Here is a 14,312-nt window from a genome sequence, read left to right on the forward strand (position 1 = left end):
GGGCCGGCGTGGGACTCTCCACGTCCGGCCCCGCTCACGCGGATCTTCGTTTCCGGGCTGTCGCCGCCCCCGGCCCACGTACCCCGGCGCGCCTTTCCGCCCGGGCCACGGCCGACGGACACTGGTCCGATGAGGGTGCTCCCGGATCTGGGCGGTGACGGGCCGATGGCGACGACCCCGGCGGGACGCGGCGGCCTGCCGCGCCGGTTCGGTGCGCTGGCCGGGGTGGCCGCCGCGGCGGTCGCGGTCGGCGCGGCCGAGGTGGTGGCGGTGTTCACCGGCGCCCGCTCCGCCCCGCTGGTCGCGGTCGGCGGCGCGGTGGTGGACCTGGCGCCCGCCCCGCTCAAGCGGTTCGCCGTCGACGTCTTCTACGTCTACGACAAGATCGCACTCCTGGTCGGCACCGCCGTGCTGCTGGCCGGGTTCGCCGTCCTGGTCGGGCTGGTCGCGGTCCGGTCACGGCCCCTCGGGTACGCCGGGATCGCCCTCTTCGGCGCGGTCGGGGTACTCGCGGCGCTGACCCGGCCCGGGGCCGGCCCGCTCGCCGCGCTCCCCTCGCTGGTCGGCGCCGTACTCGCGGCCGGCGTACTGCGGCTCTTCGTCGCCGGACCGCTCGGCCGGTCCCTGGCCGCACCGACCGTCGCGGTCACCGCCCACCCGGACGAGTACGCCCGGCGGCGGTTCCTGACCGGGGTCGGGCTCGCGGTCGGCGGGGCGGCGGTGGGTGGCTTCGGCGGGCGCTGGCTGTCGACCCGGCGGGGTGTCTCGGCCGCCCGTGCGGCGGTCGAGTTGCCGGCCCCGGCCAGCCCGGCGGCGCCGGTGCCGGCAGCCGCCGAACTCGGGGTTCCGGGGCTGTCGTCGTACGTCACGCCGAACCGGGACTTCTACCGGATCGACACCGCACTCGTGGTGCCCCGGGTGGACCCGGAGAGTTGGCGGCTGCGGATCCACGGTCGGGTGCGGAACCCGGTGACGCTGCGCTTCGCCGACCTGCTCGCCCGGCCGATGATCGAACGGCACATCACCCTCGCCTGCGTCTCCAACGAGGTCGGCGGGGAGCTGGTCGGCAACGCCCGCTGGCTCGGCGTACCGCTCGGCCCGCTGCTCGCCGAGGCCGGGCCGCTGCCCGGCGCCGACCAGGTGGTGGCGCGCTCCTCCGACGGCTGGACCTGCGGCAGCCCGACCGAGCTGCTCACCGACGGCCGGGACGCGATGCTGGCGGTCGGGATGAACGGCGAACCGCTGCCGATCGAGCACGGCTTCCCGGCCCGGGTGGTGGTGCCCGGCCTGTACGGCTACGTCTCGGCCTGCAAGTGGGTGGTGGAGCTGGAGCTGACCAGCTTCGCCGACTTCGACGCCTACTGGGTGCCCCGGGGCTGGTCGGCGCGGGGGCCGGTCAAGACCCAGTCGCGGATCGACACCCCACGGGCGGGCCGGACGGTGCCGGCCGGCCCGGTCACCGTCGCCGGGGTGGCCTGGGCGCAGCACGTCGGGATCCGCCGGGTGGAGGTACGCGTCGACGACGGGGACTGGCAGCCGGCGACCCTGGCCGGATCGGTCTCCACCGACACCTGGGCGCAGTGGTCCTGGCGATGGCTCGCCACCCCGGGCGAGCACACCCTGCGGGTCCGCGCGACCGACGCGACCGGGACGGTGCAGACCGGGCAGTCGCGCCCGGTCGAGCCGGACGGGGCCACCGGCTGGCACACGGTCACCGTGACGGTGGGCTGAGCGCCCGGGGGCGGGCCGGGCGCGGGCCGTCGTCGGGTCAGGCGGAGCGTTGGATCGGTACCGGCTCGGGCCGAGCGTTGGTGGCGGGCATCGTCGACCGGAACGGCCGGCCGAGCCGGGCTTCCAGCCTGGCCACGTCCACCCGGCTCTGTCGACGGTCGGCGAGGTCCTCCCAGCCGACGGCGAGCAGGCGGAGCCGCTCGGACTCGCTGAAGCCACCCCACACCCCGTACGGCTCGCGTACGGCGAGCGCGTGGGCGGCGCATTCGGCACGAACCGGGCAGGTCACGCAGACCGCCTTGGCGCTGGCCTCGCGACGGTTGCGGGACGAGCCTCGCTCACCCTCCGGGTGGAAGAACTGGGCACTGTCCCGGCCCCGGCACGCGCCAAGCCGTTGCCACTCCCACAGATCGACGATGGGTCCAGGCAGCCTGCGTACGTTCGACATCAGCACCCTCCTTCCGCGCGGCACCGCGATGACCTGCTCGGCCGAGATCCGGGCGGCGGGCCGCGCAGGCGCACCGATCCGACCACGGGTTCCGGTACCCCGGGTGTGGACGGCTCACACGTACTTGATCGCGAACTTCTGGCGCCGAATCCGCTCCCTGGGGCGAATCGTCCAAAAAGTTTGTGGTTCATCCGTGGAAACTCATCATGATCATTCACCGGCGTGGTCTCCTCGTTGCGGAGAGGAGAGCACCGTGCGCACCGTTCTTGTCTGCGTCCGGACCCCGCTCGCGGCCCAGAACGTCGCGGCGGCGGCGGCCCGGCTCGGGTTGGCCGCCGCTGTCCGCACCGCGGTGTCCGACCCCGAAGCCATGCTCCGGCTCGCCGAGCGGCCGGCGGACGTGGTGCTCGCGGACACCGCGCTCACCCGCCCGGACAGCGTCGGCTTCACCCGGCGGGTCCTGGCCCGGTCACCCGGGGCGGCGATCCTGCTGCTCGGCGCCGAGGACCCGGGAGTCGCCGCGGCGACCATCGCGGCCGGCGCCCGGGGGTTGATCCAGGGCAGCGACCACGACCTGGTGAGCGTGGTCGCGAAGGCGATCCTGCTGCTCGGCGGCCGGCCCGGTCGGGGCGGTGCCGCCCTGCCCGGCGGCGCGCTGGCCGGTGGCGGTCAGGCCGGCCCCGTCGGCGCCGGCCGCGGCGGCGAGCCCGGTGAGCCGGGCGGCCAGCCCTCGGCCGGGCAGCGGCTGGGCAGTGTGGTGCGGGCGCCCACCGGACCCGGCCGGGACGGTCCGGGCGGGGAGACGCCGGGCGGCCGCTCACCGGGGGACGAGTCGGCCCCGCGTCGGCGCGAGGACCCGGAATCGCGTACCGGTGCCGGCGAGACCACCGGGGAACAGCCGACCGGGCCGGCGGTGGTACCGGCCCAGCGTGGCGACGACCCGAACGCGCCGACCGACCAGGGCACCTCGACCGGTACCGCCCCGGGGCAGTCGTACCCGGCGGAGAAGGCCGGCCCGGACGGGCCCGGCGGAGGCGCTCCGGGCCAGGAGTCGCGCGGCGCCGACGGCCCGGGCGGAGCCGGCCGGGCCGCTCCGGCCCGCCGGCCGGTGCTGACCGAGCGCGAGATGCAGGTGCTGGTCGGGATGGCGGACGGGAAGAGCAACGCGGAGATCGGCCGGGAACTCTTCGTCTCCGAGGACACCGTGAAGACCCACGCCCGGCGCCTGTTCCGCAAGCTCGGAGCCCGGGACCGGGCGCACGCGGTGGCGGCCGGGTTCCGGGCCGGCCTGGTGGCCTGACCCCCACCCGGTGGGCCGTCCCCGCTCAGCGCGGGGTCTCGGTCTCGGCCTCGCCCTCGTTCTCGTCGGCGGTCTCGCTCAGGGTGTCGTGCACCCCGTCCGCGTAGCCACGGGCGTATTCCCAGGTGACGTAATGATCGGGGTCGGGATCGTAGGCCGGCTCGTGCACCCGGGGCCGGCCGGAGGTCAGCAGGTGCCGCAGGTTGCCCCGGAGCAGGTCCCAGTCGAAGTAGTGCGGCTCCCGGCAGTCCTCGCACTCGATCACGAGGCCGCGTACCCCGACCGGACCCAGCAGCGCCTGGTAGATCTCCAGGTCGGCGAGGTCCTCCAGCACGTCCTGGCGCTCGACCTCGCTGAGCGGGTCGAGTTCGGTCTCCTCGCCCGGGTCGTCAAGGCCGGCGGAGGGATCGGCGGGGTCACCGTTGAACGGGTCGATCGGCTCCTCGTGCACCCCTCCACCGTAGTCCCAACACCGCCCGGCGTGGTCACCCGTTGTGGCCTGTACCGCCGCTGTACCCGCGCCCGCGACGCCCACCCCGCCGGATGGGTACGATGAACCATCGCGCCGTACCCCGGGGCGAACCCTGGCGCCGCCCCGCGCGGGCAGCCTGTCCGACCAGCTCAGCGCCGACCGACCCGCGTCGGCGAGATCGCGGCCGGGTCGGCGGTGACCGTCGTCGACCGTCAACCGGAGCACCGTCAACCGACCAGAGCACCGTCAACAAGCATCGTCAACCACAGCAGCAGGGGACACATCGTGGAGAACCGACCCACCAACGACCTTCCGCTGGCCACCGACGCCGACCAGCTCGCCGGGCACCTGCCCGAACTGCCGGCCGGTTCGGCCCGGGTGGTGCCGCTCGGGTTGACCTTCGACGACGTACTGCTGCAACCCGGCGAGTCCGAGATCATTCCGAGCCGGGTGAACACCATCACCCGGCTCAGCCGCAACGTCGAGATCGCCATCCCGCTGGTCTCCAGCCCGATGGACACGGTGACCGAGGCGCGGATGGCGATCGCGATGGCCCGCAACGGCGGCATCGGGGTACTGCACCGCAACCTCTCGATCGAGGACCAGGCGCTCCAGGTCGACTTGGTGAAGCGCTCCGAGGCCGGCATGGTCACCAACCCGGTCACCTGCGGGCCGGACGACACCCTGCGGGACGTCGACGCGCTCTGCGGCCGCTACCGGATCTCCGGGGTGCCGGTGACCGACGCCCAGGGCACTCTGGTCGGCATCGTGACCAACCGCGACATGCGGTTCGTCACCGACGGCGGCACCCCGGTACGCCAGATCATGACCCCGATGCCGCTGGTCACCGCCGAGGTCGGGGTGACCAAGGAGGAGGCGCTCGACCTGCTGCGCCGGCACAAGGTCGAGAAGCTGCCGATCGTCGACCCGGACGGGCGGCTGCGCGGCCTGATCACCGTCAAGGACTTCGCCAAGAGCGAGCAGTACCCGCTCGCCACCAAGGACGACGCCGGCCGGCTCCGGGTGGCCGCCGCCGTCGGGGTCGGCGAGGACGCCTACAAGCGGGCCCGCGCGCTGGTCGAGGCCGGGGTCGACGTGCTGATCGTGGACACCGCGCACGGGCACCAGCGGGCCGTGCTCGACATGGTCGGCCGGCTCAAGAAGGACACCAACGTCGACGTGATCGGCGGGAACGTGGCGACCTACGCGGGGGCGAAGGCGCTGGTCGAGGCGGGTGCCGACGCGGTGAAGGTCGGGGTCGGGCCGGGCGCCATCTGCACCACCCGGATCGTCGCCGGGGTCGGCGTACCGCAGATCACCGCGATCATGGAGGCGGCCCGGGCCGCCCGCCCGGCCGGGGTGCCGGTGATCGCCGACGGCGGAATCCAGTACTCCGGCGACATCGCCAAGGCGCTGGTGGCCGGCGGCGACACCGTGATGCTCGGCAGCCTGCTCGCCGGCTCCGAGGAGAGCCCCGGCGAGCTGATGTTCATCAACGGCAAGCAGTTCAAGGCGTACCGGGGGATGGGGTCGCTGGGCGCGATGCAGTCGCGCGGGCAGGCCCGGTCGTACTCCAAGGACCGCTACTTCCAGGACGACGTGGCCAGCGAGGAGAAGCTGGTGCCGGAGGGCGTCGAGGGCCAGGTGCCCTACCGTGGCCCGCTGGCCCGGGTCGCCCACCAGCTCGTCGGCGGACTGCGGCTGGCGATGGGCTACGTCGGCGCGGAGACCATCCCCGAGCTGCACCGCCGGGGACAGCTCATCCGGATCACCGCCGCCGGGTTGAAGGAGAGCCACCCGCACGACATCCAGATGACGGTCGAGGCACCGAACTACCACACCCGCTGACGGTCACCGCCTCCCCGCCACCACCCCCCTTTCTACTCTGGAGTGACCCATGCGTGACGTGGTCGAGATCGGGCTGGGCAAGACCGCACAGCGCGGCTACCACCTGGACGACATCGCGATCGTGCCGAGCCGGCGTACCCGGGACGTGGACGACGTCTCGACCGCCTGGCAGCTCGACGCGTACCAGTTCGGGATCCCCTGCGTCGGGCACCCGTCGGACGCCACCATGAGCCCGGAGTCGGCGGTCACCCTCGGCCGGCTCGGCGGGCTCGGGGTGCTCAACGTCGAGGGGCTGTGGACCCGCTACGAGGAGCCGGCCAAGATCCTGGAGGAGCTGTCCCGGCTGGAGGAGGGCTCCGCGGCCACCCGCCGGCTCCAGGAGGTGTACGCCGAGCCGATCCGCCCCGAGCTGATCGCCGAGCGGGTCCGGCAGATGCGCGAGGGCGGCTCCACGGTCGCCGTCCGGGTCTCCCCGCAGCACACCCTGGCGCTGGCCCCGGTGATCCTGGACGCCGGGGTGGACATCCTGGTGATCCAGGGCACCATCGTCTCGGCCGAGCACGTCTCCACCACCGACGAGCCGTTGAACCTCAAGGAGTTCATCGCCGACCTCGACCTGCCGGTCGTCGCCGGTGGCTGCACCGACTACAAGACGGCGCTGCACCTGATGCGTACCGGCGCGGCCGGCGTGATCGTCGGGCTCGGCGGCGACGACTGGTCGACCACCGAGTCGGTGCTCGGCATCCGGGTGCCGATGGCCACCGCGATCGCCGACGCGGCGGCGGCCCGCCGGGACTACCTCGACGAGACCGGTGGCCGGTACGTGCACCTGATCGCCGACGGCGACCTCCAGACCTCCGGCGACATCGCCAAGGCGCTCGGCTGCGGCGCCGACGCGGTGATGCTCGGCGAGCCGCTCTCGCTCTGCGCCGAGGCGCCGGCCGGCGGTGCCTGGTGGCACCCGGCGGCCAGCCACCCGAAGCTGCCGCGCGGCGCCTACGGGGTGGCCGACGAGCCGCTCGGCTCGATGGAGAAACTGCTCTACGGGCCGTCGGACGACCCGGAGGGCCAACTGAACCTGTTCGGCGGGCTGCGCCGGGCGATGGCCAAGTGCGGCTACCGGGACCTGAAGGAGTTCCAGAAGGTGGGGCTCGTCCTCGACCGGTAGTCGCCACCGTGATCGCGGAGGCGTGATGATCAGGCCGGGGCGGCCGGCGCTGGCCGGCGTACTGGCGACGCTGCTGGTGGCGCTCTCGACCGGCGGCTGCACCGGCACCCGCCGGGACGACCGGCCGACCGGGGGCTTCCGCCCCGGCGCGCCCGGGATCGGCGACCCGTACTTCCCGACCTACGGCAACGGCGGCTACGACGTCGCCAGCTACCACCTCCGGGTCAGGTACGACCCGGCGACCGACGAGCTGACCGGCGACGCCAGCATCGAGGCGACCGCCACCCAGGACCTGTCCCGGTTCAACCTCGACCTGGCCGGGCTGACCGTCTCCTCCGTACAGGTGGACGGCGTCGACGCCGCGCACGCTCGGACCGGCGCCGAGCTGGTGGTCACCCCGGCCACCGGGCTCGGCGAGGGCAGCCGGTTCGGGGTACGGGTCCGCTACTCCGGCAAGCCGGCCCCGATCACCAGCCCCGAGCTGGGCAGCGGCGGGCTGTTGCACACCTCGGACGGTGCGATCGCGCTCGGCCAGCCGGAGTCGGCGAGCACCTGGTTCCCGGTCAACGACCATCCGCTGGACAAGGCGACCTACCGGATCGAGGCCACCGTGCCCGACGGGCTGGCGGCGCTGAGCAACGGCACCCCGGGCGGCAGCAGCACCGACGCCGGCTGGACCACCTGGCGCTGGGCGGAGCGGGCCCCGATGGCCAGTTACCTGGTCACGCTGGTGATCGGGAAATACCGGGTCAGCACCGGTACGCACGCCGGCAAGCCGCTGGTCACCGCGATCGCCGAGGGCCTGCCGGCGGGCGGGCCGGCGGAGCGGTCACTGGCCCGTACCGGTGAGATCGTCGACTTCCTGGCCAGCCGGTTCGGCCCGTACCCGTTCGAGGCGTACGGCGGGATCGCGCTCGCCGACAGCCGGATCGGGTACGCCCTGGAGACCCAGTCCCGCCCGGTGTACGGCCCCTCGTTCTTCGCCACCGGCCCGAACCTGGAGGTGGTGGCGCACGAGCTGGCGCACCAGTGGTTCGGGGACAGCGTCTCGATCCGGCGCTGGAGCGACCTCTGGCTCAACGAGGGCTTCGCCAGCTACGCCGAGTGGCTCTGGACCGAGCACGACGGCGGGCCGAGCGCGCAGACGATGTTCGAGCAGGAGTACGCCGGCACCGACTGGGCGGAGCCGGCGCTGGACCCGGGCCGGTCGGAGATCTTCAGCCGGGCGGTCTACAAGCGGGGTGCGCTGGCCGTGCACGCGCTGCGGCGTACGGTCGGCGACGAGATGTTCTTCCGGATCCTGACGAGCTGGACGACCGAGCGGCGGGACGGCAACGCGACCACCGACGACCTGGTCGCGCACGCCGAGCGGGTCTCCGGGAAGCCGTTGCGGCCGCTCTTCGACGCCTGGCTCTCCGGCACCACGGCACCACCCGTTCCCTGAACGTGTTGATCTGGCCAGGCGATCGGGTGGTACGTCCGATCGCAACGGCCGGTGACCCGGCAGCCCGTGACGAATCACCGACGGTAGGGTCACAGTCCCCACGGCGCAGCAGGTCGCGTCGGGAATCACTCACGGATTGGTGCAGATGACGACGACGCGGCGCTATCGGGCGGCAGTCGGCATGGTGGTGGCTGGCGCGCTCGGCCTGACCGGTTGCCAGGGCGACCCGGAGAAGACGGCGGTGCCGCCCGGCCCGACCCCCTCCGCCACCCCCAGCTACAACTTCCAGCCGGGTGCAAACGGTGTCGGCGACGACTACTTCCCCACGTATGGCAACGCCGGCTACGACGTCGACCGGTACGAGATCAAGGTCCGGTACGACCCGAAGACCGACCAGCTCAGCGGCACGACGACGGTCTCGGCGAGCGCCACCGCCGACCTGGCCCGGTTCAACCTCGACCTGGCCGGCCTCACGGTACGGTCGGTCACCGTGGACGGCGCACCGGCGACCTCCGCCCGGCAGGGCAACGAACTGGTGGTCACCGCGGCGAAGGGGCTGCCGACCGGCACCCGGTTCAGCACGGTGATCGAGTACCACGGTAAGCCCGCACCGCTGCGCAACAAGGACCTTGGCGACGGCGGCTTCCTGCACACCGCCGACGGCGCGATCGCGCTCGGTCAGCCGGAGTCGGCGAGCACCTGGTTCCCGGTGAACGACCACCCGGTGGACAAGGCGACCTACAGCTTCGAGATCACCGTGCCGAAGGGCCTGGTGGCGATCAGCAACGGCACCCCGGGCGGCAGTACCGTCGACGCCGGCTGGACCACCTGGAAATGGTCGGAGAGCACGCCGATGGCCAGCTACCTGAGCACGCTGGTGATCGGTAAGTACCGGGTGAAGACCGGCACCCACAAGGGGCGGCCGCTCTATACGGCGGTGGCCGACTCGGTGCGCAGGGGTGCCGCCGACACGGCCATGGCCAGCACCACCAAGGTCGCCGACTACCTGGAGACGCTCTTCGGCCCGTACCCGGTCGAGGCGTACGGCGGGGTGGTGGTCGCGGACGACCGGATCCGGTACGCCCTGGAGACGCAGAGTCGCCCCGTCTACGCCTCCGTCTTCTTCGGACCGAACGCCCGCAACGAGGTGGTGGCGCACGAGTTGGCGCACCAGTGGTTCGGCAACAGCGTGGCGCTGAAGACCTGGCAGGACATCTGGCTCAACGAGGGCTTCGCCACATACGCCGAGTGGCTCTGGGCGGAACACTCCGGCCGGCAACGGGCCCAGCAGGCGTTCGACGTGCGCTACCAGCAGATGGACAAGTCGGTGTGGCAGCTCCCGCCGGGTCGGCCGGGCGCGGCGAACATCTTCAGCGAATCGGTGTACCAGCGCGGCGGCATGACGCTGCACGCGCTGCGGGTCACCATTGGCGACGACGCGTTCTTCAAGCTGCTGCGCACCTGGGCAGCGGAGAAGAAGGACGCGAACGCCAGCACCGAGGAATTCGTGGCGGTCGCCGAACGGGTCTCTGGCCAGCAGTTGGACGCCCTCTTCGACGCCTGGCTCTATGGCAAGAAGCGCCCGGCCCGGCCGAAGCACGCCGAATAACGCAGCGGCGCGGACCGGTGCTTCGAGCCGGGCCACTTCCGATCGCGGCAACCGGCGTGGGAATCGCTGTGACTCAATCGCTGAGTCACAGCGATTCCGCGCTGGTCGGGATGCGTCAGGCCGCGACGTAGCCGTCGAAGACGTGGATCGCGTCGTGGGCGCCGCTGGAGTTCGCCCGGTTGGTGTTGAAGTAGAGCTTGCCGTCGCTGATTCCCACGCCCTCGATCTCGAACAACGTGTACGCCGAGGACGTGATCCGGAAGGAGAGGTCGGCGGCTGCCGGCGCGGTTCCGGTCGTCGTCGGCGACACGTTCCGGTAGACGAGCACGATGCTGCGGTTCTCCTTGGTCAGCGGGTAGTAGAGAACCTTCTTGGGCGCGTCGTAGAAGAAGCCCTGGTTGGTGAAGGTCCCGAGGTCCGGCACCACCGCGCCGTTGACGAGGGCGCCGTCGACCTGGAGGTTGAACGCGTTCGTCAGCTCGATGGTCCCGGAGGAGGCGCGCAGCGGGAGACTGCCGTTGTAGATCGTCCGTCCACTCTTGAACATGAACGTGATCGTGGTGCTGGTGACCGAGACGCGGTGGATCCCGGACGGCGTCGCCACGGCCCCGTTGAGACGCAACTCGTACGACCCGGCGTGGTAGTAGGTGGTGCCGTCGTAGCGGAGCCGCACGAGCTGCGGGCCGCTCGCCTTCATGGTGACGACGAACATGTGGTGCTGCGCGTCGATGTCGACGATCGTCATGTCGTTCGCGTGCCCGAGCCACGGGTTGGTCGACCCGCCGTTCGTGCCGTTCGTCATCAGCACCCGCGCGCCGGTGGTCTTGTGGACGCGGTAGATGACCGAGGTGTCGTCGTAATTGGTGCGGTTCTTGATCGAGTAGAGGTAGGTGGATCCGGCCGCGAAGCCCTGTACCCCGGTGCAGCAGCTCGTGTTGGGCGTGCTGGCGATGGTGGTGTAGGTGTTGTAATAGGCGGCCTGAGCTGGGGTTCCAGACAGGACCAGGGAACCGAGAACCAGTGTGACCAGGACTGTCAGTCGTTTACCGAACTGCATGTTGTCCTCCCCGAATCTCGACGACCCGAGGCCGGATGCCTCGGAGATCATCGAGTGCAGGCTATTGCTTCAGTTCCTGATCACAAGTTTCGGGTTGGCCGCCAGGTAGGCGTCGGCCCGGCCGGCGCGTAGTTCGGCGATGAACTTGCGGCCGACCGAGGTGAGCTGCTCGCCCCGGTAGCCGCTGCCCCGGCCGACTCCGCTGCCGGGGAGCGCCACCAGGGTCATCGTCTCGGGGCGGAGCCGGCTCAGCGCGTACCCGAAGTCGACGATGTCGGAGCCGCTGCCGCTGCTGAAGGTCAGCGCGTCGCCGAGCGCGCGGACGACCTGGCGTACCCGCTCGGAGTCCCGGGCCAGGTCCTGGCTGAGGATCTTCGTCAGCATCGCCTTGATGAGCTGCTGCTGGTGCCGCTGCCGGGTGTACGCGCCACCGGTGGTGTAGCGCTGCCGGGCGTAGTCCAGCGCCTGCCAGCCGGTCAGGGTGCGGCGGCCCTTCTCGTAGACCATCTGCGGTCCGACGTAACCGCCGCCGCGCAGCGCGCGGTGCGTGCCGTCCGGCTCCCGGTGCTGCGAGACCACCCGCTGGTCCACGTAGAGGTCCACCCCGCCGAGGGCGTCGACCAGCTCGTCGAAGCCGCCGAAGGTGAGCACCGCACCGGCGTCGAACCGCTTGATCCCGGTGTACGCGCTCACCGTCGCGGAGAGCAGTTGGAAGCCCTGCGCGGTGCTCGGGCGCTTGTTCCGGCCGGGTACCCGACTGCCGTAGCTCATCGCGTGGGTCAGCTTGGTGCGGTCGCCGGGGAAGTTCGCCCTGGGAAAGCGCGGGATGTCGACGACCAGGTCGCGGGGGAGCGCGAAGAGGTATGCCCGGTCGAGTTCCTTCGTGACGTGCAGGACCAGCACCGCGTCGGCGTGCGGCTCCCAGTCCGGCTTGCTGACCCGGGTGTCGACGCCGACCAGCAGCAGGTTGAGTGGCCCCTTGATGTCGGCGCCGGGTTCCGGAGTCGGGCTCGGCGTCGGTGCCGCCGTGGTCGGTGCCGGCGTACTCGGCCGGGCCGTCGGAGCCGGATCGGAGCCGCCGCCGCCCCAGAGGCGGTTGGCCGCGTAGGCCGTACCGGCGAGCAGCACCGCGACCGCGACGATCGCGGCGAGCCAGACGATCCGGCGCCGTCTCGGCCGGCCGCCGCCGTGGCCGGATGCCGGCCCGTCGTCGTTTCCGGGTACGCCGGTAGCGCTTTCCCCGTGATCAGCCACGCGTCCACTTCCCCTCGGCCGTGCGGTCTGCCAGGACCGGCCGTAACCCATAAGACGCCTCGTCGGCCCGCCGACGTTGCACCGCAGGAGCGCGGCAGCAGGAAATGATGGCGCAGATCCCGCCTGGTGCGATAGCTACCGCTCGGTAATGATGCTCAACATGGGGCAATCCGCCGGCACCGATCCCACCGACAGCACCGAACCGCCCGTCGACGTCGACGTCGACGTCGACGTCGACGTCGTCGTCATCGGGTCGGGCTTCGGCGGCAGCGTGGCGGCGCTGCGCCTGGTCGAGAAGGGTTACTCGGTCCTCGTCCTGGAGGCCGGGCGACGGTTCGCCGACCACGAGCTGCCGAAAACCTCCTGGCGGATCCGCCGTTTCCTCTGGGCGCCCGCGCTGCGCTGCTACGGCATCCAGCGGATCACCCTGCTCCGCTCCACCGGCCGTGCCGCCCCCGGCGAGCACGGCGGCGGTACGGCACCGGCGAAGGTGCTGGTGCTCTCCGGTGCCGGCGTCGGCGGCGGCTCCCTGGTCTACGCCAACACGCTCTACGAGCCGCTGCCCGCGTTCTACGCCGATCCACAGTGGCGGGAGATCACCGACTGGCAGGGTGAACTCGCCCCCCACTACGACCAGGCGAAACGGATGCTCGGCGTCACGACGTACCCGAAGGAGACGGCGGCGGACCGGGCGATGCGCGCGGTGGCCGACCGGATGGGGGTCGGGCACACCTTCCACGCCACCCCGGTCGGGGTCCACCTGGGCCGGCCGGGGGAGCGGGTGGCCGATCCCTACTTCGGCGGGGCCGGCCCGGAGCGGACCGGCTGCCTGCACTGCGGCGCCTGCATGACCGGCTGCCGGCACGGCGCCAAGAACAGCCTGGTCAAGAACTACCTCTGGCTGGCCGAGCGGCACGGCGCGCAGGTCCGCCCGCTGACCACGGTCACCTCGGTCCGGCCGGCGCCGTCGGGCACCGGCTACGAGATCGAGACGGTACGCACCGGAGCCTGGCCGGTCCGGCACCGCCAACGGATCCGGGCCGGTCAGGTGGTCTTCGCGGCCGGCGCGTTGCAGACCCAGCGGCTGCTGCACCGGATGCGCGCCGCCGGGGCGCTGCCGCACCTCTCGCCCCGGCTCGGCGCGCTGACCCGGACCAACTCGGAGGCGATCCTCGGCGCCACGGTGCCGGTACGGGCCGCCCGGCGTGGCGGGCTGGACTTCACCGACGGGGTGGCGATCACCAGCTCCTTCCACCCCGACCCGGCGACCCACGTCGAGCCGGTCCGCTACGGCCACGGTGCCAACCTGATGGGACTGCTCCAGTCGGCCCTGGTCGACGGCGGTCCGCGCCGAGTCCGGCGCTGGCTCGGCATCCTGGCCCGGCGACCCCTGACCTACCTGCCGCTGCTCTCGGTCCGGGACTGGTCCCGGCGCACCGTGATCGCGCTGGTCATGCAGTCGCTGGACAACTCGCTGACCGTGCACTACCGCCGTGGCCGGTTCGGCCGGCACCGGCTGGCGACCGCGCCCGGGCACGGCGCCGGCAACCCGACCTGGATCCCGGCCGGCAACCGGGCGGTCCGGTTGCTCGCCGAGCAGATCGGCGGCATCCCCGGCGGGTCGGTGACCGAGCCCTTCGACATGCCGGTCACCGCGCACCTGCTCGGCGGGGCGGTGATCGGGGCGACCGCCGCCGAGGGGGTGGTCGACCCGTACCACCGGGTCTTCGGGCATCCGGGACTGCACGTGGTGGACGGGGCGGCGGTCTCGGCGAACCTCGGGGTGAACCCGTCGCTGACCATCGTCGCCCAGGCGGAACGGGCGATCTCGCTCTGGCCCAACCGGGGTGCCCCGGACCTCCGCCCCCCGCTCGGCGCGGCGTACGCCAGGATCCCGCCGACACCGCCGAGCCGCCCGGCGGTACCGCCCGACGCCCCGGCCGCGCTCCGCTGGTGATCCACCGCGTTCCCCGGTGCCCCG

At 72.5% G+C, this 14,312-nt stretch carries 11 protein-coding genes and 1 pseudogene; 8 read left to right on the forward strand and 4 right to left on the reverse strand.

Features of this window, described 5'->3' with window-relative positions; genetic code table 11:
• Positions 1-165 precede the first annotated feature (165 nt).
• Positions 166-1,731 carry a molybdopterin-dependent oxidoreductase gene (locus tag C6361_RS33015; RefSeq protein ID WP_107271326.1) on the forward strand — a complete coding sequence of 522 codons (1,566 nt, stop codon included), beginning with the start codon at positions 166-168 and terminating at the stop codon, positions 1,729-1,731.
• 37 nt (positions 1,732-1,768) lie between these two features.
• On the opposite strand, the gene C6361_RS33020 is transcribed toward C6361_RS33015, so the two are convergent.
• On the reverse strand, positions 1,769-2,179 hold the full coding sequence (locus C6361_RS33020) for a WhiB family transcriptional regulator (protein ID WP_107264240.1): 411 nt from the start codon (positions 2,177-2,179) through the stop codon (positions 1,769-1,771).
• 253 nt (positions 2,180-2,432) lie between these two features.
• Here C6361_RS33020 and C6361_RS38565 point away from each other — a divergent pair.
• Together C6361_RS38565 and C6361_RS39360 are read left to right on the forward strand one after the other, a co-directional pair.
• A pseudogene (locus C6361_RS38565) lies at positions 2,433-3,294 on the forward strand (helix-turn-helix transcriptional regulator).
• Complete coding sequence (locus C6361_RS39360; RefSeq protein ID WP_369930863.1) at positions 3,288-3,479, forward strand: response regulator transcription factor; 192 nt, start codon at positions 3,288-3,290, stop codon at positions 3,477-3,479. The pseudogene C6361_RS38565 and the gene C6361_RS39360 overlap by 7 nt, the downstream one beginning before the upstream one ends.
• A gap of 25 nt (positions 3,480-3,504) precedes the next feature.
• Here C6361_RS39360 and C6361_RS33035 read toward each other — a convergent pair whose 3' ends face one another.
• Positions 3,505-3,930: a DUF5319 domain-containing protein gene (locus C6361_RS33035; RefSeq protein WP_107260758.1), complete on the reverse strand. Its 426-nt coding sequence runs from the start codon at positions 3,928-3,930 to the stop codon at positions 3,505-3,507.
• A 306-nt stretch (positions 3,931-4,236) separates the two neighbouring features.
• Here C6361_RS33035 and guaB point away from each other — a divergent pair, with 306 nt between their 5' ends.
• The 4 genes from guaB (at position 4,237) to C6361_RS33055 (ending at position 10,020) form a co-directional block, all read left to right on the forward strand.
• Positions 4,237-5,799, forward strand: a complete 1,563-nt coding sequence (gene guaB / locus C6361_RS33040; RefSeq protein ID WP_107270128.1) for an IMP dehydrogenase — start codon at positions 4,237-4,239, stop codon at positions 5,797-5,799.
• A gap of 49 nt (positions 5,800-5,848) precedes the next feature.
• The gene (locus tag C6361_RS33045) at positions 5,849-6,967 is read left to right on the forward strand and encodes a GuaB3 family IMP dehydrogenase-related protein (RefSeq protein ID WP_107260754.1); all 1,119 of its coding nucleotides are present in this window, start codon (positions 5,849-5,851) and stop codon (positions 6,965-6,967) included.
• Positions 6,968-6,992: 25 nt separating this feature from the next.
• On the forward strand, positions 6,993-8,411 hold the full coding sequence (locus C6361_RS33050) for a M1 family metallopeptidase (protein WP_107270129.1): 1,419 nt from the start codon (positions 6,993-6,995) through the stop codon (positions 8,409-8,411).
• A gap of 145 nt (positions 8,412-8,556) precedes the next feature.
• Positions 8,557-10,020 (forward strand): M1 family metallopeptidase, encoded by a 1,464-nt coding sequence (locus tag C6361_RS33055; RefSeq protein ID WP_234359157.1) that lies wholly within the window; start codon positions 8,557-8,559, stop codon positions 10,018-10,020.
• Positions 10,021-10,135: 115 nt separating this feature from the next.
• Here C6361_RS33055 and C6361_RS33060 read toward each other — a convergent pair whose 3' ends face one another.
• Both C6361_RS33060 and C6361_RS33065 read right to left on the reverse strand, forming a co-directional pair.
• Positions 10,136-11,128 carry a hypothetical protein gene (locus C6361_RS33060; protein ID WP_234359158.1) on the reverse strand — a complete coding sequence of 331 codons (993 nt, stop codon included), beginning with the start codon at positions 11,126-11,128 and terminating at the stop codon, positions 10,136-10,138.
• A gap of 18 nt (positions 11,129-11,146) precedes the next feature.
• Positions 11,147-12,220 carry an LCP family protein gene (locus C6361_RS33065; RefSeq protein WP_369931468.1) on the reverse strand — a complete coding sequence of 358 codons (1,074 nt, stop codon included), beginning with the start codon at positions 12,218-12,220 and terminating at the stop codon, positions 11,147-11,149.
• 271 nt (positions 12,221-12,491) lie between these two features.
• Between C6361_RS33065 and C6361_RS33070 the strand changes: the two genes are divergently transcribed.
• A complete protein-coding gene (locus C6361_RS33070) occupies positions 12,492-14,288 on the forward strand; it encodes an FAD-dependent oxidoreductase (RefSeq protein ID WP_107271327.1) in 1,797 nt (598 codons plus the stop codon).
• Positions 14,289-14,312 lie beyond the last annotated feature (24 nt).

It is taken from the genome of Plantactinospora sp. BC1 (genome assembly GCF_003030345.1).
GTDB lineage: Bacteria > Actinomycetota > Actinomycetes > Mycobacteriales > Micromonosporaceae > Plantactinospora.